This window comes from Burkholderia cepacia (assembly GCF_001039005.1).
Classification (GTDB): Bacteria; Pseudomonadota; Gammaproteobacteria; order Burkholderiales; family Burkholderiaceae; genus Burkholderia; species Burkholderia theae.
In genome coordinates, this window is the sequence record NZ_LDWR01000167.1 from 1 (window position 1) to 576 (window position 576).

A 576-nucleotide genomic window follows, 5' to 3' on the forward strand; every position below is an offset into this window, starting at 1 on the left:
AGCTCGCGCCACACCCTTGAATTCCGCGCCCGGATTTGCCTAAGCGCCTTCTCCAATGCAGCGACCGGGACTTCCAACACCCGGACAACCTTCCGCGATCCGTCCCCCCATCGCATCTAACAATGGTGCAGGAATATTGACCTGCTTCCCATCAGCTACGCATTTCTGCCTCGCCTTAGGGGCCGACTCACCCTACGCCGATGAACGTTGCGTAGGAAACCTTGGGCTTACGGCGAGGGGGCCTTTCACCCCCTTTATCGCTACTCATGTCAGCATTCGCACTTCCGATACCTCCAGCACGCTTTTCAACGCACCTTCGCAGGCTTACGGAACGCTCTTTGAGCTGGTTCAGGAACTGCGTGACGTCGGACTGGTACGGCATGGCTGGATTTTCCGTTTCAGGCGGCGCACGATGCGCCGGATTCGCAATGGCGGGATTTTACCGCATCGCGGGGAACAGCCGGCGTCAATCGCGCGTCGAATCCGCGGGCCGGCGCCGACAGGGCATCGTGCCGCGGTCGCACCGGCCCGCGGCGTCTTTCAGAAACGTTTAGCTTTGGCGTCGGCGCCCTGTGG

Annotated in this window: 1 rRNA gene; it reads right to left on the reverse strand. The window is 61.1% G+C overall.

The window, feature by feature from the left end:
- Positions 1-576 (reverse strand): 23S ribosomal RNA (locus VL15_RS43005); the annotation flags it as partial.